Source organism: Micromonospora sp. WMMA1947 (genome assembly GCF_027497355.1).
Classification (GTDB): Bacteria; Actinomycetota; Actinomycetes; order Mycobacteriales; family Micromonosporaceae; genus Micromonospora.
This window is the reverse complement of the sequence record NZ_CP114909.1, coordinates 3,885,909-3,904,462: the sequence shown is the minus strand read 5'-3', so window position 1 is coordinate 3,904,462 and position 18,554 is coordinate 3,885,909. Positions and strand designations below refer to the sequence as shown.

Annotated in this window: 15 protein-coding genes; 6 read left to right on the top strand and 9 right to left on the bottom strand. The window is 73.2% G+C overall.

What is annotated here, in order from left to right:
- Nucleotides 1-125: 125 nt before the first annotated feature.
- The gene (locus tag O7604_RS18735) at nt 126-2,252 is read left to right on the top strand and encodes an efflux RND transporter permease subunit (RefSeq protein ID WP_281577236.1); all 2,127 of its coding nucleotides are present in this window, start codon (nt 126-128) and stop codon (nt 2,250-2,252) included.
- Between the two features lie 72 nt (nt 2,253-2,324).
- On the opposite strand, the gene O7604_RS18730 is transcribed toward O7604_RS18735, so the two are convergent.
- Both O7604_RS18730 and O7604_RS18725 read right to left on the bottom strand, forming a co-directional pair.
- Nucleotides 2,325-3,194 carry a transglycosylase SLT domain-containing protein gene (locus O7604_RS18730; protein WP_269705000.1) on the bottom strand — a complete coding sequence of 290 codons (870 nt, stop codon included), beginning with the start codon at nt 3,192-3,194 and terminating at the stop codon, nt 2,325-2,327.
- Nucleotides 3,195-3,225: 31 nt separating this feature from the next.
- Nucleotides 3,226-4,725 (bottom strand): DedA family protein, encoded by a 1,500-nt coding sequence (locus O7604_RS18725; RefSeq protein ID WP_269704998.1) that lies wholly within the window; start codon nt 4,723-4,725, stop codon nt 3,226-3,228.
- A 131-nt stretch (nt 4,726-4,856) separates the two neighbouring features.
- Between O7604_RS18725 and typA the strand changes: the two genes are divergently transcribed.
- Nucleotides 4,857-6,725, top strand: a complete 1,869-nt coding sequence (typA, locus tag O7604_RS18720; protein WP_174535428.1) for a translational GTPase TypA — start codon at nt 4,857-4,859, stop codon at nt 6,723-6,725.
- A 614-nt stretch (nt 6,726-7,339) separates the two neighbouring features.
- On the opposite strand, the gene O7604_RS18715 is transcribed toward typA, so the two are convergent.
- On the bottom strand, nt 7,340-8,005 hold the full coding sequence (locus tag O7604_RS18715) for a class I SAM-dependent methyltransferase (protein WP_281577235.1): 666 nt from the start codon (nt 8,003-8,005) through the stop codon (nt 7,340-7,342).
- A 61-nt stretch (nt 8,006-8,066) separates the two neighbouring features.
- Here O7604_RS18715 and O7604_RS18710 point away from each other — a divergent pair, with 61 nt between their 5' ends.
- The gene (locus tag O7604_RS18710) at nt 8,067-8,933 is read left to right on the top strand and encodes a serine hydrolase (RefSeq protein WP_281577234.1); all 867 of its coding nucleotides are present in this window, start codon (nt 8,067-8,069) and stop codon (nt 8,931-8,933) included.
- Nucleotides 8,934-8,974: 41 nt separating this feature from the next.
- On the opposite strand, the gene O7604_RS18705 is transcribed toward O7604_RS18710, so the two are convergent.
- The gene (locus O7604_RS18705; RefSeq protein WP_281577233.1) at nt 8,975-9,772 is read right to left on the bottom strand and encodes a tyrosine-protein phosphatase; all 798 of its coding nucleotides are present in this window, start codon (nt 9,770-9,772) and stop codon (nt 8,975-8,977) included.
- Between the two features lie 44 nt (nt 9,773-9,816).
- Between O7604_RS18705 and O7604_RS18700 the strand changes: the two genes are divergently transcribed.
- On the top strand, nt 9,817-10,914 hold the full coding sequence (locus O7604_RS18700) for a dipeptide epimerase (protein ID WP_281577232.1): 1,098 nt from the start codon (nt 9,817-9,819) through the stop codon (nt 10,912-10,914).
- Nucleotides 10,915-10,971: 57 nt separating this feature from the next.
- Nucleotides 10,972-12,102: an NlpC/P60 family protein gene (locus O7604_RS18695; RefSeq protein WP_281577231.1), complete on the top strand. Its 1,131-nt coding sequence runs from the start codon at nt 10,972-10,974 to the stop codon at nt 12,100-12,102.
- 58 nt (nt 12,103-12,160) lie between these two features.
- On the opposite strand, the gene O7604_RS18690 is transcribed toward O7604_RS18695, so the two are convergent.
- Nucleotides 12,161-13,159, bottom strand: a complete 999-nt coding sequence (locus O7604_RS18690; protein WP_281577230.1) for a TerC family protein — start codon at nt 13,157-13,159, stop codon at nt 12,161-12,163.
- A gap of 381 nt (nt 13,160-13,540) precedes the next feature.
- Between O7604_RS18690 and O7604_RS18685 the strand changes: the two genes are divergently transcribed.
- Complete coding sequence (locus O7604_RS18685) at nt 13,541-13,834, top strand: antibiotic biosynthesis monooxygenase (RefSeq protein WP_281577229.1); 294 nt, start codon at nt 13,541-13,543, stop codon at nt 13,832-13,834.
- A 108-nt stretch (nt 13,835-13,942) separates the two neighbouring features.
- Here O7604_RS18685 and O7604_RS18680 read toward each other — a convergent pair whose 3' ends face one another.
- From O7604_RS18680 to uvrB, 4 genes are all read right to left on the bottom strand, one after another.
- Nucleotides 13,943-14,842 carry a DUF5753 domain-containing protein gene (locus O7604_RS18680; RefSeq protein WP_269704986.1) on the bottom strand — a complete coding sequence of 300 codons (900 nt, stop codon included), beginning with the start codon at nt 14,840-14,842 and terminating at the stop codon, nt 13,943-13,945.
- Nucleotides 14,843-14,927: 85 nt separating this feature from the next.
- A complete protein-coding gene (locus O7604_RS18675) occupies nt 14,928-15,296 on the bottom strand; it encodes a VOC family protein (protein WP_281577228.1) in 369 nt (122 codons plus the stop codon).
- A 25-nt stretch (nt 15,297-15,321) separates the two neighbouring features.
- Nucleotides 15,322-16,158 carry a helix-turn-helix domain-containing protein gene (locus O7604_RS18670; RefSeq protein WP_281577227.1) on the bottom strand — a complete coding sequence of 279 codons (837 nt, stop codon included), beginning with the start codon at nt 16,156-16,158 and terminating at the stop codon, nt 15,322-15,324.
- Between the two features lie 25 nt (nt 16,159-16,183).
- Entirely contained in the window at nt 16,184-18,289 is a 2,106-nt protein-coding gene (gene uvrB, locus O7604_RS18665) for an excinuclease ABC subunit UvrB (protein WP_281577226.1), read from the bottom strand.
- Nucleotides 18,290-18,554: the final 265 nt, after the last annotated feature.

Sequence of the window (18,554 nt, the reverse complement as noted above, 5' to 3'; positions counted from 1 at the left end):
CCACCGCTTGCCGCCACCCCCTGTCGAACAGTTCCGGTTGCAGCATAGAACCACCCCGGATAATCTCGCTCATCAAGATACTCGTTCAAAGAGAATCCCCCGCGACCAACATGTGAGGGCATCAGATGTCTCTGTTCACCCGCGTCGTCCGGGGCCGGCTGGCCGCCTGGCTCACCCTGGCCGCCGCGCTCGTCGTCGGCGTGGTCGCCTTCGGGCTACCGAAGCCGGACAATCCCGAGCCCGTCTCCGGCACCGGCCTGTCCGTGGAATGGCAGTCGACGCAGGTCGAGCGACTGCAGGACCAGTTGCCCTCCAAGGACGCCCAGACCGCCCTGGTGGTGGTCAGCCGCGCCGACCAGGCCCCGCTGAGCGGAGCCGACCGAGGCGTCCTCGACGGCCTCGGCGGCGAGTTGAGCTCGCTCGCCGCGGGCGGACGGGTCTCCCCCGCCCAGGTCTCCCCGGACGGCACGGTGGCGCTGGTCGCGGTGCCGCTGTCCACCGAGGGCGGCCCGTCGGCGGTGGTCGACGAGGTGGAGAAGCTCCGCGAGGCGGTCGGTGACCTGCCCGGTGAGCTGACCGTCGAGGTCACCGGCGGGCCCGCGTTCACCGCCGACCTGGGCAAGGTGTTCCAGGGCGCGGACACCACGCTGCTGCTGGTCACCGCCGCCGTGGTGGCGGTGCTGCTGCTGGTCACCTACCGCAGCCCGTTCCTGTGGCTCGTACCGCTGCTGGTCGTGGGCGCCACCGAGCAGATCACGCTGCGCGTGGTGGAGTCCCTCGTCCCCGCCTTCGGCATCTACCTGCCCAGCGGGCAGGTCACGGGCATCGCCAGCGTGCTGGTGTTCGGCGCCGCCACCAACTACGCGCTGCTGCTCATCGCCCGCTATCGGGAGGAACTGCGCCGCGAGGAGGACCGGTTCGCCGCCATGCGGCGCGCGCTGCGCCGTACCGCCGAGCCGATCCTGGCCAGCGGCAGCACCGTCGTCCTCGGCGTGCTCACGCTGCTGCTGTCCGAGCAGGAGACCAACCGGGCGCTCGCCATCGCCTGCGCCACCGGTGTGATCCTCGCCATGCTCTCCGCGCTGTTCGTGCTCCCTGCCGCCCTGCTGCTGTTCGGCCGGGGTCTGTTCTGGCCGTTCATCCCCCGCGTCGGCAGCGCCGCCCGCGAGGGCCGGATCTGGGGCCGCCTCGGCGAGCTGGTGGTCCGCCGGCCGCTGCCGGTCGCCGCGCTCGCCGTCCTGCTGCTCGCCGGCCTCGCCCTCGGCGGCCTCGGCATCCGCACCGGGCTGTCCGAGACCGAGCAGTTCAGCGAGAAGCCCGAGGCCGTCGCCGGAGCCGAGACGCTCGCCCGGGCGTTCCCGGCCGGCAGCACCCAGCCGGTCGCGGTGCTCACCACCCCGCAGGCCGCGCAGGCGGTCCTGGCCGCGGCGAGCGGCGTCGACGGGGTCGCCTCGGCCCGCCCCGGCGCCGCCGGGGACCGGGTCGCCCAGATCGACGTGGTGCTCACCGCCGAGCCGGGCAGCGCCGCCTCCGACCGGGCCGTGGTGGCGCTGCGCGACGCCGTGGCCGCCGTACCGGACTCCGCCCCGCCCGCCGTGGACGGCGCGGACGCCCCCGACGGCGCCCTGGTCGGTGGTTCGGTCGCCGCGACGTACGACTCGAACGAGGCCAACACCAAGGACCTCAAGCTGATCCTGCCGCTCATCCTGCTGCTGGTCGGCGCGGTGCTGGTGCTGCTGCTGCGCGGGCTCCTGGCGCCGCTGCTGCTGGTGCTCACAGTGATCGCCTCGTTCTTCGCCAGCCTCGGCGCGGCCTGGCTGCTCTTCGACCACGTGCTGGACTTCCCGGCGCTGGACAGCGGGGTGCTGCTGCTCGCGTTCGTCTTCCTGGTGGCGCTCGGCGTCGACTACAACATCTTCCTGGTCACCCGGGCCCGGGAGGACGCCCGGCGCACCGGCACCCGCGACGGGATGCTGTCGGCGCTGCGGGTCACCGGCGGCGTGATCACCAGCGCCGGCATCCTGCTGGCCGCGGTGTTCGCGGTGCTCGGCGTGCTGCCGCTGATCACGCTGACCCAGATCGGCATCATCGTCTGCATCGGTGTGCTGCTGGACACGCTGCTGGTGCGTACGGTGCTGGTGCCGGCGCTGGCGTTCCTGCTCGGCGACCGGTTCTGGTGGCCCGGACGGATCAAGCGGGACGCCGACGCGCCCGCCGCGACGCCGGCCGAGCCGGTCGCCGCGCGGGACTGACCAGACGGGCGGGGGCCGGCGCGTACGCGCCGGCCCCCGCCCGTTCGTCCGTCCGCCCGTTCGTCGGTTCGCTCAGAAGCTCAGGCACTCGCACTCGGTCATCAGCGCCCGCACGTTGCGCACGTACTGCGGGTTGGGGATGGTCAGCGGCTGATCCTCCCGCGCCACCGCGCCGTGCCCGTAGTTGTAGGCCGCGATCACGGCGTTGAGCAGGCAGGAGTTCAGCTCGCTGGTGCACAGTGAGGCGTCGAGCCGGTAGTCGGACTCGAAGTACATGTCGCCGATGTACTTGGTCAGCCAGGCCAGGTAGGTGCCGCCCAGGTAGGCGTTGTCCCGGTAGGCGTCGATGTCGTACGACTGGCCGAACCGCTGGTTCATCCAGTCCGCCGTGGCCGGCATGACCTGCATCAGCCCGACCCCGCCGTCACAGGCGATGATGTTGGACTGCCACCCGCTCTCCTGCCAGGCGGTGGCCTTCAGCAGCGCCGACGGGATGCGGATGTCCGGCGCCGAGGTCGGCCAGTAGGTACGCGCCGCGGCGTCGGCGAGCGCCGCCTTCACCTGGCTCTGGCTGGCCTTGGTGCCCCGGTAGCTCGGCTTGCAGCCGTCGTCGGCCGGCTTCGGTGGCGCCGGTGGCACCTGGGTCTCGGTCGGCGGCTTCGGCCGGGCCAGCGGCGCCGTCGACGTGCGGGACGGCTTCGCCCGCGGCTTCGGTTTCGCCGACGCGCTCGGGCTGGGCCGTCCACCCATCGCCGCAACCGCCGGTGGCTCCTCGCTCGGCGCGTCGGCGGGCGCCTCCTGCGGCTGGTCCGCCGACGCCGCCGTGGGCAGTTCCACAGCGACCTCTCGCACCGGCCGTTCCTCGTCGCCGCACGCCGTCAGCGTGCCTGCCGCGAGCAACGCCACCACTGTCACGGCCCACCGGCCGAGTCCTCGCCGCATCGGACCTCCCCGTAGTCCTCGTCGGCGCACCCTAGCAAGGATCGACAGGTCCGCGGGGTACCCGAAACGCGGACCGGCGGCCCCGGGGCCGGGGCGGCGGCTCCCCCGCCACCGCGTCGGCCGGACCGTCGTCCGGCTCCGCGTACGCGGTCCGCTCCTCCCGGTCCACGCCCGCCGGACGCTCGTCCCGCTCGGCCAGGCGGTTCCGGGTCGCCCACGCCACCACGAAGACGGTCGTCCAGGCCAGGCCCAGCAGAACCGCCGTGACGGTGCCGCTCGCCGTGCTGAAGCCCAGATAGAGCCGCGCGCCGGTGACCGTGACCACCCCCGCCGACGCGGCCGTCCACACCGCCGCGCCCACCGGCCAGCGGGCACCCCGCGACAGCAGCCAGGCCAGCGTGCCGAAGCTCGCGGTCACCACCGCGTTCTGTGTCGGGAACAGGTCACCGGGGCGGTCCGGGCCGCCCGGACCGGTCAGGTCCGCGACGACGACGAGCAACACCAGCGGTACGGCGGCGCCGGCAGTGCCCAGCACTCCGAGCGGGTCCGCCCGCCACGCCCGAGCCCGCCGCGCCACCACCGCGGCGACCAGGGCGACCGCGGCGATCAGCACCCAGCCGCGCAGCACCGACACCGCCAGCAGCGCCGTGTCGACCACCCCGGGGGTACGCCGGGCGGCGAACCAGTCGGCGACCAGCCCGTCGAGGACCCCGAGCCCGCTGTGCGCGACGACCGCCTCCAGCAGGACCGCCACGGCCAGCCCGGCGACGAACAGCAGCGCCAGCCCCAGCGCCAGGTTGATCAGCAGCGTCCAGGCCGGGCCGACCCGCATGGCGACCAGGAAGAACAGCACGCCGTACCGGGCCCGCACCCAGCGCAGCGGCGGCAACGCGGCGGCCCGCGCCGCCAGTGCGCGTACCGGGTCCGGGTTGCGCCCCAGCCAGCGGCCGGCGAGCACCACGGCGAGCAGGCACAGCAGCAGGGCCAGCACCGCACCGGTGGCCCGGCCGAGCAGCTTCGACACCCGCTCGTACGACTCACCGGCCAGGTATCCGGCCAGCACCGAGGCGCCGACCCAGCTCGCCACCCCGGCCAGGTTCCACGGCGCGAACCGCCGGTACGGCATCCCCGCCGACCCGGCCAGCCGGGGCGCCAGCGTGCGGGCGAACGCGATCCAGCGGGCCGCGAGCACGCCCCGGCCACCGAGGCGCTCCAGCAGCGAGTCGGCCCGCCGCCACCGGTGCGCGCCGATCCGGGCGCCGACTCCCGAGGCGCGCAGCCGGGGGCCGTACCGGCGGCCGGCCCGCCACGCGAGTGTGTCTCCGATCACGGCGGCGGCGGTCATGGCCACCAGCACGGGCGCGAGGCGCAGCGTGCCCGCGTACGCTAGGAAGCCGACCAGAAGCAGGGTCGCCTCGCCGGGCATCAGCAGCCCGACGATCACCGCGGTCTCCGCCGCGACGATCGCCGCGGCGGCCAGGTAGATCAGCAGGGGCGGCAGCTCCTGCAGCCAGCTCAGCAGGTCAGGCATCGGACACCCCGCACGGGTGTCAGCATGCCAGTCGCTGGAACGGTCGGCACAGCACTTTCGACGCAGATCCGGGTTGTCTCGGGGTGACCCCGAGGCGTGCCCCGGCAACCGCAGACAGGAGTATGGAGGGTATGCAGCTACGCACCGACCTCCGCAACGTCGCCATCATCGCCCACGTCGACCACGGCAAGACGACCCTGGTCGACGCCATGTTGCGGCAGGCCGGCGCCTACGGCGCCCGCGGTGAGAACACCGAGCGGGTCATGGACTCGATGGACCTCGAGCGCGAGAAGGGCATCACCATCCTCGCCAAGAACACCGGCGTGCGGTACCTGCCGGCGGACGGCTCGGAACCGGTCACCATCAACATCATCGACACCCCCGGTCACGCCGACTTCGGCGGCGAGGTCGAGCGCGGCCTGACCATGGTCGACGGTGTGGTGCTGCTGGTCGACGCCAGCGAGGGCCCCCTGCCGCAGACCCGGTTCGTGCTCCGTAAGGCGCTGCGCGCGCGGCTGCCGATCATCCTGGTGATCAACAAGGTGGACCGTCCGGACGCCCGGATCAAGGAGGTCGTGGACGACACGTACGAGCTGTTCCTCGACCTGGACGCCGACGAGGAGCAGATCGACTTCCCGATCGTCTACGCCTGCGCCCGCGACGGCATCGCCTCGCTGACCCAGCCCGCCGACGGCGCCGTCCCGGACGACAGCAGCAACCTGGAGCCGCTGTTCCGCACCCTGCTGGACACCATCCCCGCCCCCGCCTACGACGAGGGCGCGCCGCTGCAGGCGCACGTCACCAACCTCGACGCCTCCCCGTTCCTGGGCCGGCTCGCGCTGTGCCGGGTCCGCCAGGGCACGATCAGCAAGGGCCAGACCGTGGCCTGGTGCCGCACCGACGGCAGCACCCAGCGGGTACGCATCTCCGAGCTGCTGATGACCGAGGGCCTGGAGCGCAAGCCGGCCGAGTCCGCCGGGCCGGGCGACATCATCGCCGTCGCCGGCATCCCGGAGATCATGATCGGTGAGACGCTCGCCGACGCCGAGAACCCGGTGCCGCTGCCGCTGATCACGGTGGACGAACCGGCCATCTCGATGACCATCGGCACCAACACCTCGCCGCTCGTCGGCCGGGTCAAGGGCGCCAAGGTCACCGCCCGGATGGTCAAGGACCGGCTCGACAAGGAACTGGTCGGCAACGTGTCGCTGCGGGTGCTGCCCACCGAGCGGCCGGACGCCTGGGAGGTGCAGGGCCGTGGCGAGCTGGCCCTGGCGATCCTGGTCGAGCAGATGCGCCGCGAGTCCTTCGAGCTGACCGTCGGCAAGCCGCAGGTCGTCACCCGGGAGATCGACGGCAAGACCTGCGAGCCGGTCGAGCGGCTGACCATCGACGCCCCGGAGGAGTACCTGGGCGCCATCACCCAGCTCCTGGCCACCCGCAAGGGCCGAATGGAGCAGCTGGTCAACCACGGCACCGGCTGGATCCGGATGGAGTGGCTGGTCCCGGCGCGCGGCCTGATCGGCTTCCGGACCGAGTTCCTCACCGAGACCCGCGGCACCGGCATCCTGCACCACGTCTTCGAGTCGTACGAGCCGTGGTTCGGCGAGCTGCGCACCCGCAACAACGGGTCGCTGGTCGCCGACCGGTCCGGGTCGGTCACCGCGTTCGCGATGACCAACCTCCAGGAGCGTGGCCAGCTCTTCGTCGAGCCGGGCACCGAGGTGTACGAGGGCATGATCGTCGGTGAGAACTCCCGCTCCGACGACATGGACGTCAACATCACCAAGGAGAAGAAGCTCACCAACATGCGCTCGTCGACCGCCGACGAGACCGAGAAGCTGATCCCGCCGCGCAAGCTGTCGCTGGAGCAGGCGCTCGAGTTCTGCCGCGAGGACGAGTGCGTCGAGGTCACCCCGGCCGCGGTGCGCATCCGCAAGGTGGTGCTGGACCAGACCCAGCGCGGCCGGATGGCCGCCCGCCGCAAGCACGCCGGCTGACGCACCGCCCGCTCACGAGCCCCACCCGGAGCCCGGCCCGCCCCTCGGCGGACCGGGCTCCCCCTTTCCACCGCCCCCCCGGTCGCCGGTCGCCGGTCGCCGGTCGCCGGTCGATCATGAGGTTGGCGGCAGTTCTGGAGATCAAGTCCGCCGCCAACCTCATGATCGACGGGGTGAGCGGGAGATCTTGGTACGAAATGGCCCCCATAGGGGCGCATTCCTTCCAAGATCTTCCGCGTGTCTCGTTCTGCGGACGCGGATCCCGTTGCTTGGGATCGGACGGCGACGAAGGCGGCTGGTTGGGGGCAAGGCAGGAGGGAGGTGAAGGGCGGAAGTGGGTCGCCGGGCTACTGCGAGGGCAGGGCGGCAGCGGAACCTCTCCGCCGACGGATGAGCGCGGTGACGGGCGCGCGAGACGACGCGACGGGTGCACGGCTGCGCGACGGGTGCACGGCTGCGCGACAGATGCGAGACGGCGAGACGCGCCACGGGCCGACCACCGCGCGACCGGACGCGGGACGGCGTCACGGTTCCCGCACCGCGCCACGGACGCGAGACGCACCACGGGGCCGGTGCCGCGGGAACGGGCGCGGGACGAAGTCACGGCTGCGGGGTCAGTGGGGCTTGGTGGCCTCCAGGGCCAGCACGTCGGGGACAGGACCGGAGCCGGACTCGACCACCCGGGTCAGCCGCAGGCCGGCGGCCGTCACGGCGTTCAGCAAACCGGCCAGGGGCAGGTGCCAGGCGCCCACCCGGGCGCGGACGCCTACCGAGTTCCACGAGCGGACCGTGTGCTCCCGCGAGGCGTACCCGCCGTCGATCACGATCCGCTCCGGCTCGGACCGGTCGGCGAACGCGCCCACGAAACACGGGTGCACGCCGACGTGCACCAGCCGCCCGCCGGGTGCCAGCACCCGCGCCGCCTCGGCGACCGCCGCCGGGTAGTCCGGCATGTCGGTGTGCGCGAGCACGCAGACCACCGCCGGTACGGCGCCGGTGGCCAGCGGCAGCGCTGTCGCGTCGGCCCGGGCCACCGGCAGCCGGGCGCGGGCGTGGCGTAGCTGCCCGCCGGACAGGTCCACCCCCACCGGTGTCCACCCGAGACGGTGCAGTTCGGCCGCGTGCGCCCCGGTGCCGCAGCACAGGTCCAGGCAGCGACCCGGGCCGTCACCGAGCAGGTCGGCCAGCACCGACCGGACCCGGTCCATGTAGACCGACGAGGTCTCGCTGGCGTACTCCTCGTACCAGTCGGCGATGTCGTCGTACAACGGGGTCGTCATCTCCGCACGCTAGCCCCGCACCGGGCCCGCCGCTGCCCCGCAGATCGGCTACGGTGCCCCCATGACCTGGGAGGAGCTCGACGCGCACCTGGACAAGGTGCCCGGCACCGTCTCCGCGTACGTGGGTCGGCCCGGCGCGCGACCCACGTGGACGCGGCGGGCCGACGCCACCCACTACGCGGCGAGCACCATGAAGCTGGCGGTGCTGGCGGCGCTGTTCCGGGCCGCCGAGGCCGGCCGGCTCGACCTGGACGCGCCGGTGCCGGTGCGCAACTCGTTCGACTCCGCGCTGCCCGGTGCACCCCGGTTCGCCAACGCCCGGAACTACGACAACGACGAGGCGGTCTGGGACCGCGTCGGCGGTGAGGCGCCGCTGCGCTGGCTCGCCGAGCGGATGATCATCCGGTCCAGCAACCTGGCCACGAACATCTGCATCGGCCAGGTGGGGCTGCCCGCCGTGGCGCAGGCGTGGGCGCTCGCCGGTGCCCGGCACAGCGTCACCGGCCGCGGCATCGAGGACTTCGCCGCCCGCGACTCCGGCGTCGACAACCTGGTCACCGCCGCCGACCTGGCCGCCCTGCTCGGTGAGCTGGCGCTCGGCGCGACCCGGCCCGGCCCGCTCGCCTCGCCGTCCGGCTGCGCCGCCATGCTCGACGTGCTCGTCGCCCAGGAGCACCGCGAGGACCTGGCCGCCGGGCTGCCCGACGGCACCCGGATCGCGCACAAGAACGGCTGGGTACGCGGTGTGCGCCACGGCGCGGGCGTGGTGTTCCCGGACGACGCGCCGCCGTACACGATCGTCGTCTGCACCACCACCGACCTGGCCGACGGCGGCGCGGACGGCGACGAGGTCTCCGACGACGCCTGCCGGCTGATCGCGCACGTCTCCGAGCGGGTCTGGGCCGCGCGGCACGACCTGGCCGGCTGACCCGGCTACTCCAGCAGCCGCCCGCGCACGGCCGCGGCCGGCTACTCCAGCAGCCGCTCGCGCAGCGCCGCGCGGTGCGCGTCGGTCACCCCCAGACCGTCGCGCAGGTACGCGTCGAACGAGCCGTGCGCGCGGCGCACCTCGTCGTAGGCGGCGTCCAGGTATTCCGGGCGCACCTCCAGCAGCGGCCGCGCCACCGCCGGGTCCAGGTCCGGCCGGCGCTCGATCATCGCCGACAGCAGCACCTCGCGCAGGCTCTCGGTCAGCTCGTTGTGCACCAGGTAGTCGGCGCGGATCGCCTCCTCCTCCACCCCCAGCGCGGTCAGCAGCACCACCGACAGCCAGCCGGTGCGGTCCTTGCCGGCCGAGCAGTGGAACAGCAGCGGCAGGTTCGCGCCCTCGGCGGCGAGCCGCACCGCCGCGCCGAACCCGGTCCGCGCCGACTCACCGGTGACGAACCAGCGGTAGATCGCCGTCATCGCCCCCGGCATGCCCTCGCGGGCCAGCGCCGCGTACGCGTTCAGGTCGTGGCCCTGCAACACCGCCGAGACGTACGTGAACACCGGGTGCGCCGCGTCGTACACCGGCAGGTGCACGGTGCGGGGCTCGCCCACCAGCCGGTCCGGCGGGGCCACCGCCTGCTCGTGGACGTCGCGCAGGTCCACCACGCAGGCCGGGCCGAGCTTGCCCAGCACCGGCAGGTCCTCGTCGGTGAGGCGGCCCAGCGCGGGCGTGCGGATGAGCCGCCCCGCGCGTACCCGCCGCCCATCGGTCGTCGGCAATCCACCCAGGTCGCGCGCGTTCGGCGCGCCCACCAGCTCCCAGTCCCGTCCGGCCATCGGCCCTCCCCTGCTCGCCGCCAGTTGGCTATAGGGTGCCCCACATGACGATCGCCGCGGTACGCACCCACCGGCTCTCGGCCCCCTTACACACCCCGTTCGTCACCGCGCTGCGCCGTACCACCACCGTGGACACCCTGGTCGTGGAGGTGATCGACGGCGACGGCCGGCCCGGTTTCGGGGAGGCGCCGCAGGTCTGGCAGGTGACCGGCGCGTCGGTGGCCGGCGCCGAGGCGTGCGTACGCGAACTGCTCGCGCCGCTGCTGATCGGCCGGGACGCCGACGACCTCCAGGCGGGCTGCGCCCTGGTGCGTCGCGCCGTGGTGGGCAACGAGTCGGCGAAGGCGGCGCTCGACGTGGCGCTGCACGACCTGGCCGCGCGGCGGCTCGGCGTACCGCTGGTGCGTCTGCTCGGTGGCACGGCGCTGCGCGTGCCGACGGACGTCACGCTGGCCGCCGGTGACGCGGTCGACCTGGCCGCGACGGCGGCGCGGCGCGGCGCCGAGGGGTTCACCGTGCTCAAGCTCAAGGTCGGCACCGACGCCCGCGGCGACCTGGACCGGGTCCGCGCGGTGCGGGCCGCGGTCGGTCCGAACGTGCGGATCCGGCTGGACGCCAACCAGGGCTGGACGCCCCGGGAGGCGGTCCGGGTGATCCGCGCGATCGAGGACGCGGGGCTCGACGTGGAGCTGGTCGAGCAGCCGGTGCACCGTCGTGACCTGGACGGGCTGGCCTGGGTCAGTGACCGGGTGGACGTGCCGATCCTGGCCGACGAGTCCGTCTTCGACGTGCGCGACCTGGTCGAGGTGATCCGGCGGCGGGCCGCCGACATGGTGAACGTGAAGCTGGCCAAGTGCGGCGGCCTGCAGCCGGCCCGTACGCTGCTCGACCTGGCCGCCGCGCACGGCATGGGCACCATCGTCGGCTCGATGATGGAGGGCCCGGTGGGGGTCGGCGCCGCGGCCAGCCTGGTCGCCGCCTGCGGCACCACTGCCGTGTCGGACCTCGACGCCGCCTGGTGGCTGGCCTGGTCGCCGGTCGCCGGCGGCATCCGGTACGAGGACGCGAGCGTGCTGCTGCCGGACGCGCCGGGCCTCGGCGTCACCGGGCTGCGTGAAGCTAAAATTCAGACAACTGCTTGAGCAACGTCAGAATTTTTCATATGGTCGCCCCGACGACCACCGCAGAGAGGGGTACGCGTGGCGCCTCAGCCCGGCCGCCGGGCCGTCGTACGGGTACCGGTGGCGACCCTCTGGACCGCGCCCGAGGCGGTACGCCCGGTCGACTGCCCCGCCCTCGCCGGCTCCCCCAACGTCGCCGCCTGGGTCGCCGGCATGGACCGCGACCAGCTCGTCGGTGACTGCGTCCTGACCCAGCTGCTGCTCGGCGAGCCGGTGCGTGTCACCGAGACCCGGCCGGACGGCTGGGTGCGGGTGGTGGCCCTGGGCCAGCCGGCGGCGAAGCTGGGTGCCGACGGCTACCCGGGCTGGCTGCGAGCCGCCCACCTGGCCGACACCTCCGACGCCGATCCGGCTCGCATCGTTCCCGCCGGCACCACGTCGGCCGGCACCACTCCGGCCGGCACCGCTCCGGCCGGTGCCGGTCACTCCGGTGCCGGTGCGACCGGAAGCGATCGGGCCGCCTTCGGACCGGCCGCTTCCGGTCCGGCTGTCCCCGGGCCGGCTGCTTCCGGGCCGACCGCCTCCGGGCCGACCGCCTCCGCGCCGACCGCTTCCGGGACGGCGGCCGACGGTCCGCTGACCGTCGACGTCGCGCACACCGCGTTGCGCACCGAGCCGGACGGCGACGCGGCCCTCACCGGCGTGGTCCTCGGCACCCGCCTCACCCCGGCCGGGCCGCCGGTGGACGGCACGCGACCGGTGCGCGTACCCGGACGGGCCGACCCGCTCTGGGCCCCGGAGAGCGACCTGGTGCCGCTGCCCGCCGAACGCCCGGAGGCCGAGAAGGTGCTCGCGGTCGCCGAGCGGCTGCGCGACCTGGTCTACGTCTGGGGCGGCATGTCCACCGACGGCATCGACTGCTCCGGGCTGGTGCACCTGGCCTGGCGGCGGTACGGGATCACGCTCCCCCGCGACGCCGACGACCAGGCGGCGGCGACCTCGCGGGTGCCGTTGGACGCCGAGCGCCCCGGCGACCTCTACTTCTTCGCCCGGCCCGGCCGGCGCATCCACCACGTCGGGATCGTGTCGGCCGAGCCGCGCGGCGGCCGGCGCCGGATGCTGCACGCCTGCTACCTGACCCGCCGCGTGGTCGAGGAGGAGCTGCCGGCCGACCGGACCGCCACCCTCGTCGGCGCCCACCGCGTCTGACCCCCTGACACGCGTCGGGGCGCCCCCGGCACGGAGGCGCCCCGACGGTACGGGTGGGTCAGCGGCGGGCCTGGGCCAGTTCCCGGCGCCGGTCCCGCGAGGACTTCGCCAGGCTCGCCGCCGTCGCCACGGCCAGGGTGCCGAGGATGACGGTGAGCGAGAGCCAGATCGGGATGTGCGGGGCCCAGCCCACGTGCTCGCCGCCGTTGATGAACGGCAGGTTGTTCTCGGCCAGCGCCTCCAGCACCAGCTTCACGCCGATGAAGCCGAGCACCACGGCGAGGCCGTAGCTGAGGTAGATGAGCCGGTCCAGCAGGCCGCCGAGCAGGAAGTAGAGCTGCCGCAGGCCCATCAGCGCGAACACGTTGGCGGTGAAGACCAGGTACGGCTCCTGGGTGATGCCGAAGATCGCCGGGATGGAGTCCAGCGCGAAGATCAGGTCGGTGGTGCCAATCGCGATCATGACGATCAGCATCGGGGTGAACAGGCGCCGTCCGTGCTCCCGCGTGGTGATCTTCGCTCCGTCGTAGTCCCGGGACAGCGGCAGCGCCCGGCGGCTCCACCGGATCAGCAGGTTCTCGCTGAACTCGTCCTCGTCCGGCTCGCCCTGCCGGGCCAGGTTCACCGCGGTGTAGATGAGGAACGCGCCGAAGATGTAGAACACCCAGGAGAACTGGGAGATCAGCGCCGCGCCGGCCGCGATGAAGCCACCCCGCATGACCAGCGCCAGGATGATGCCGACGAGCAGCACCTTCTGCTGGTACTGCCGGGGCACCCCGAACCGGGCCATGATGATCACGAAGACGAAGAGGTTGTCCACCGAGAGGCTGTACTCGGTGAGCCAGCCGGTGTAGAACTCGCCGGCGACGCGACCACCCGCGGTTAGCCAGAGCACCACGCCGAAGATCAGCGCCAGGCCGACGTAGAAGCCCACCCACAGGCTGGACTCGCGGACGCTCGGCTCGTGCGGCCGCCGGCCGATGATGAACAGGTCGGCGAGCAGGATCGCGGTCATCGCGATCAGCGTTACCGCCCACACCCATGCGGACACGTTCAAATCCATCCTCCGGCAGACACGCTGCGTCGGTGCACACCGTACGCCGGACAGGGTGCCGGGGTGCGTCGACGCTGACAGGGGTGACTGTCGGAGGTCTCTTCCGCCGGAAACCGGGTGCCGGGTTCCGACCGGCGGAGCCGGGTCGAGCCACCGGGGGTGCCGGCGCTCTTCCGTGCTGACGACTCCGTCGCGGGGGAATACTCCCCTCCTCGGGCGCCATTGTTCACCATCACACCCAGGAGGCGCATCTCCGGGCTCTCGGTTGATCTCCCGACGTGCCGCGGCTCACGTCCCGCAGTGCGTCCTAGGAGGCTAGCTCTATCGGGTCGAGCGCCTGCCCCGGGACGTACCGGCGGTGGGCCGGCATGGCAGGCTGCCAGCATGGTTCTTGAGGTTGCGCTCATCGATGTGACGCCCGGACACGAGGACGAGTTCGCCGCCGCCTACGCACAGGCGCGGCCGATCCTCGCCGGGGCCGAAGGCTGCCGCTCCGTGCGGATGACCCGGGGCGTGGAGTCGCCCAGCCGCTTCGTGCTGCTCGTCGAGTGGGACTCGGTCGAGGCACACGACGTGAACTTCCGCCAGACCGAGCGCTTCGCGCAGTGGCGCGGGCTGATCGGCCCGCACTTCGCCGGCCCGCCGCTGGTCGAGCACTTCATCGACGTTCCGGCCTGAACTGTCGTACCCCCGTCGTAGCCTGCGCGCTGCGCGGCCACCGGTCCCGACGGGCGTCGGGGGCGCCGGGCCCGGTGGTCGCGCCCGACCGACTGCGGGTCGCGAGGCTCACTCCGACTCGTGCGGACCGCGCGGCCGGGGCACCGGCGCCGCGCCGAGCCGCCGGGCCACCAGTTCGGCGGACGCGTCCGGCGGCAGCGCCGCCGCCAGCAGCCGCTCGATGATCCGCTCGTAGTGGGTCACGTCCGCCTCGGCGACCAGCCGCAGGTCGGTGGTGAGCGTCTCCACCAGGACGGTGCGCGGGTCCTCGGGGTCGGGATAGGCGTAGTAGGAGAACGGCGCCAGCGGGTGCGGTCCGTCACCGCTCGACACCGCTGACGGCAGCACCCGGACGCTGACGCGCGGCCGCTCGGCGAGGGCGAGCAGATGCCGCATCTGGTCGCGCCACACGTCCCCCGGCAGGCCGTCCGGGTCGCAGACGCGCTCGTCGACAAGTGCGGTGTAGTGCGGCGGGTCCGGCCGGATCAGCAGCTCCTGACGCGCCACCCGGGCGCGCACGTCGGCGTCCACGTTCACCTCCCCGGTCAGCGCCGCACCGGCCGACACGCGCAACCGGGCGTACGCCGGGGTCTGGAGCAGGCCGGGCACGAGCACGCACTGGTACTCCACGATGCGCTCCGCGCCCGCCTCCAGCTCGGCGTACGCCCGCTGGCGTTCCCCCATCTCGCCGAGCGCCTTCGACCAGCCCCGGCCGGTGGCGGCGTCGCGGGCGATGACGATCAGCTCGTCGCGCTGCGGCGGCGGCACCTCGTAGACGTCGAGCAGGTCGAGCACGTCGGCCAGGTCGGGCCGGCTCTGCCCCAGCTCGATGCGGGACAGCTTCGACGTGGACGCCCAGCCGAGCCGGGCGCAGACCTGCTCCAACGTGAGCGACTCGCGACGACGCAGCCGGCGCAGCTCCACACCGAGCCGCGCCCTCCGGACCACAGGACTTGCTGACAACGGCATGCACGCCTCCCGGGAGGGAGCGTACGCATCACCGTCACGCTCGGCAATACCTCGCCCACACAGCGCAACCGGGCGGGCGACGCGCTCAGGGCCGGTAGGTGCCGAACGACCAGACCAGCCCGGCGAGGTCGCGGGCGGCGTAGTCACGGGAGCCGTAGTCGGTGTCGAACGGCGCCCGGACGATCTCCGCGCCGGCTGCCCGGGCACGCTCGTGGTGCGCGTCGACGTCGTCGATCGCCACGTAGACGCGGTAGTCGTCGTCGGCGGGCCGGGACCGGGGCGCCGGCCCCGGGCCGAGCATCACCAAGTCGTCGCCGTACGCCAGCTCGGCGTGGCCGATCGTGCCGTCCGGGAGTTCGTGGGCCTCGCGCACGGTGAAGCCGAACGCGGAACAGAGGAAACCGACGGCGGCTCGCACGTCGGGATACCGCAGGACCGGATAGATGCTTCGCATGACAGTCAGTCTGCCGCCGGGCCGGTCAGGCCGGATTGGACGAATGCGATCCGGGCGCGGTCAGCGCCGCCGGGGTGGCGCCGGCGAACTCGCGGAACTCCCGGATCAGGTGCGACTGGTCGTAGTAGCCCCACCGGGCGGCCCGCTCCGCCCACCCGGCGTCGTCCGGCACGGCGGCGTCCGCGGTGAGGAGCGTCCGGCCGAGGCTCGCGTACGCCCGCTCGAAGCGCAGCAGCCGGTCGACCGTCTTGGGCGGCAGGCCGAACTCCCGCCGGAACCGGACCGACAGATGGCGGCGGGACCACCCGAGTTCCCCGGCGAGCGTGGCCACGCCGACCGCCGCGCCGCTGCCGCCCAGGCGCCGCCAGGCCGCCAGCAGGTGCGGGTCCACCGGCGCGGTCGCCGCCAGCCGTGCGGCCACTGCGGCGTCGAGCCGGGCGAAGCGTTCCGGCCAGCCCGGCGCACCGGCCAGTTCGTCGCGCAGCCGGGCCAGCCAGCCCGCCACCGCGTCGAGCGGCACCGCCTGGTTGGCCAGCTCGGCCAGCGGCAGCCCGAGCAGGCGGCGGGCCGCCGGTGCGGTCAGCAGCACCTGCACCCCGGTGCCCGTCCCGGCGGTCCGGGTGGCGCACCAGCCGTCGAACGGACCGGCCAGGAAGGCGTTCCCGGCGCACCCGCCCCGGCCGGGGGCGCGTGGGTCGGTCACCTCCATGGGGTCGCCCCAGCCGAGGATCAGCACGACGAACGCGCCCGCCACCTCCCTGCGCACCAGCGGGACGGGCGCGTCCTCGCGGTATCCGAGGTAGCGGTCCACCCACTGGCGCAGCCGCGGGTCGGGGCGTGCGATGACGGCCTCGGTCAGCATCGCGCCACCCCGGCCGTCACGCCGGTCACCGGACCCCTGCGGCGTCCATCCCGCGGAGCTCCTTCTTGAGGTCGGCGACCTCGTCGCGGATCCGCGCGGCCAGCTCGAACTGCAGCTCGCGCGCGGCGGCGAGCATCTGGTCGTTGAGCTCCTGGATGAGGTTGGCCAGGTCGGCCCGGGCCATCCCCTCCCGCGACGGGGTCGCGGCGGCGCCCCGGCGGCTGCGCGTCTCCTTGACCGGCGCCTTGCCCCGGGACAACTGCCGCACGGCACCGCCGACGTTGCTGTTCTCGGTGTCCTCCGCCTCGCGGTAGATGTCGTCGAGAATGTCGTGGATCTTCTTGCGCAGCGGCTCCGGCTTGATGCCGTTGGCCTCGTTGTGCGCGATCTGCTTGGCCCGGCGCCTGTTGGTCTCGTCGATGGCGCTCGCCATCGACGGGGTGATCTTGTCGGCGTACATGTGGACCTGGCCGGAGACGTTTCGGGCCGCGCGGCCGATGGTCTGGATCAGCGACCGGCCGCTGCGCAGGAAGCCCTCCTTGTCGGCGTCGAGGATCGCCACCAGGGAGACCTCGGGCAGGTCGAGACCCTCCCGGAGCAGGTTGATGCCGACCAGCACGTCGTAGTCGCCCTTGCGCAGCTCGCGCAGCAGCTCGACTCGGCGCAGCGTGTCGACCTCGGAGTGCAGGTAGCGCACCCGGATGCCGTTCTCCAGCAGGTAGTCGGAGAGGTCCTCGGCCATCTTCTTGGTCAGCGTGGTGACGAGCACCCGCTCGTCCCGCTCGGTGCGCAGCTTGATCTCGTGCATGAGATCGTCGATCTGGCCCTTCGTCGGCTTGAGAACCACCTCGGGGTCGATCAGGCCGGTGGGCCGGATCACCTGCTCGACGAACTCGCTCTGGGCCTGCTCCAGCTCCCACGGGCCGGGGGTGGCGGAGAGGTAGACCATCTGGCCCACCCGCTCAAGGAACTCGTCGAAGCGCAGCGGCCGGTTGTCGGCGGCACTCGGCAGCCGGAAGCCGTGGTCGACCAGCATCCGCTTGCGGGAGGCGTCGCCCTCGTACATGCCGCCGATCTGCGGGATCGTCACGTGCGACTCGTCGACCACGGTGAGGAAGTCGTCGGGGAAGTAGTCGAGCAGGCAGTGCGGCGGGCTGCCCGGCAGCCGGCCGTCGATGTGCATGGAGTAGTTCTCGATGCCGGAGCAGAAGCCCACCTGGCGCATCATCTCGATGTCGTACGTGGTGCGCATGCGCAGGCGCTGGGCCTCCAGCAGCTTGCCCTGCCGTTCCAGCTCGGCCAGTCGCTCGCCCAGCTCGGCCTCGATGTCGCGGATCGCCCGCTCCATCCGCTCGGGGCCGGCGGCGTAGTGCGTGGCCGGGAAGATCATCAGGCTGTCGACCTCGCGGACCACGTCACCGGTCAGCGGGTTGAGGTAGTAGAGCTTCTCGATCTCGTCACCGAACAGCTCGATGCGGACCGCCAGCTCCTCATACGCCGGGATGATCTCCAGCGTGTCGCCGCGGACCCGGAAGGTGCCGCGCTGGAAGGCCATGTCGTTGCGGGTGTACTGGATGTCGACCAGCCGCCGCAGCAGCTGGTCGCGGTCGAGCTCCTGCCCCACCTTCACCCGCACGGCCCGGTCGAGGTATTCCTCCGGCGTGCCCAGGCCGTAGATCGCCGAGACGGTGGCGACCACGATGACGTCGCGCCGGGTGAGCAGCGACATGGTGGCGGAGTGGCGCAGCCGCTCGACCTCCTCGTTGACCGAGGAGTCCTTCTCGATGTAGGTGTCGGTCTGCGGGATGTACGCCTCGGGCTGGTAGTAGTCGTAGTAGGAGACGAAGTATTCGACGGCGTTGTGCGGCAGCAGCTCGCCGAACTCCTTCGCCAGCTGGGCCGCGAGGGTCTTGTTGGGGGCGAGCACGAGGGTCGGCCGCTGGAGCCGCTCGACCAGCCACGCCGTGGTGGCGCTCTTGCCCGTGCCGGTCGCGCCGAGCAGCACCGTGTTGCGGTCGCCGCGCCGCACGCGACGCTCAAGCTCGTCGATGGCAGCCGGCTGGTCACCGGCCGGCTGGAACTCACTGACGACCTGGAAGCGGCCGTCGAGCCGGGGAATGTCGAGCGCCATGACACCAACCGTACGCCCGCGGTCCGACACTTCCGGCCACGACCACGGACCGTCCCTGATCGGCTTCGATATTCCCATTGTGTGGCTCATCTCACCGGTCTACCCTCGTACCGTAGGCCGCTCGCGGCGGCCGACCGGGCCGGTGATCGCCCCCTCGCGGGGCCGGTCGCCCCCGGCGCCAGGGCCGCAGCACCCGGGACGACCGGCGTGCGCGCCGACGGTGGTCGCGCGCAGCGCTGACCGGCCGCCGCGAGCGCCCCTGCTC